Annotated in this window: 1 pseudogene; it reads right to left on the bottom strand. The window is 39.0% G+C overall.

Annotation, left to right across the window (positions count from 1 at the left end):
- Positions 1–742: 742 nt before the first annotated feature.
- Positions 743–1,357: pseudogene (locus tag BACCOP_RS01485) on the bottom strand (rRNA adenine N-6-methyltransferase family protein); the annotation flags it as partial.

Here is a 1,357-nt window from a genome sequence, read left to right as displayed (position 1 = left end):
AGCCGTTTTTAACCTGTTTTCGTTAAGTAGGGCTACTATGTGTTCCGTTACCTATTGAAAACCTCTTTACGTTCAGTCCTTCCTTGTTTGTGAGACCTATGCGGTATCTATTCGCACCTCGTTTGCCCTCAAGTACTATGACCTCTGCTGACTTCTTGGATTGATTAACTCGTAATCGCCAAGACCTCCCCTGGTAAATGCTTTTTCCTTCCGTCTATCGCCGGTACATCTACATAACAATAATCTGATTTAATAGCATGTTCAGAACACTGTTTTGGACTTCGTATTGCTGTGGATACTCATCCTTATTGTTATGCCTCTTATGTACTTTCTGTTCGTCGGTACAGACTTTTGCAGTTCTGCTTCCTTCAGTGCATACCTCACGATAAACCACCTTGCAGCTTGCTAACGATTCGGGGTTTCAATCCGCTCGTAAGGGACTTGCACCCTCTGGAAAAATAACACCCCGAAAACTTGGTTCGTAAAACTAAATTTGTATTTTTGAACTATTTGAAAAGCTTTCGGGGTGTGTCCTGCATATGCAGGGCACACACATATGGTAGCCGATAATTGCCAGCTTTCGTGCCAACTTGATACTTTGGTGCTTTTAACGAACCGAAGTGCTAAATTGATACGAAAGTGCTGTAAATCCGGCAACTACGGCTACCATTTTTCGTTATGCGGCAGCTTAAAAGACGACACCAAACCAGAAAAATCATCTTGACAACCACCCGACTTTGAACTACGAAGGATGAAATTTTTCAGGGACAACTTCCAGCATTTCCAAAAAACAGTTTACCCATTGACTTGGAGACAAACAAACAATTTGAGCATTAAGGTTTAAACCGAATTTTTCCGAAATTGACCTGACCTGACTTTTCCTGAAAATCGACTTTAAAGCTGTTTTTACAGATAAATCAGGTTTCTCTAACAGACAGGAAATAAATGCTAAGTATTTGGCTTTAAACTTAAAATCAAAAAATAACTGTTTTCTTTTAATGTTTAACAGGGCTGATTTGACAGTTGGCGGTGGAAAGAAACTTTCAGGACCTACCTCATAGACAAGTTTCAAATCAAAAAAAGTATGATAGAAAACGGTATATGGATTGTAAAGCTTCCTCGAAAATAACTTTTGTGTAGGTTCTAACTGAAGGACAATGGAACCTCCCAGAAAATTTCCAAGACTCTCAAACATCAGGATTTTGAAAATATCGGAAGTAATGCCATAAGGAATATTTGACACCACTTTGAAAGGAAATTTCGGAACTGCAAAATTCCTAAAATCACAACCGACAACTTGAAACATTTCGGGCATCAGAAAATAATTTTCGTAAATGTTCAACCAAAGCTGTGTCGT

It is taken from the genome of Phocaeicola coprocola DSM 17136, assembly GCF_000154845.1.
Lineage (GTDB): Bacteria > Bacteroidota > Bacteroidia > Bacteroidales > Bacteroidaceae > Phocaeicola > Phocaeicola coprocola.
Note: the sequence above shows the minus strand (reverse complement) of the source record. Positions and strands in the feature narration are given on the sequence as shown.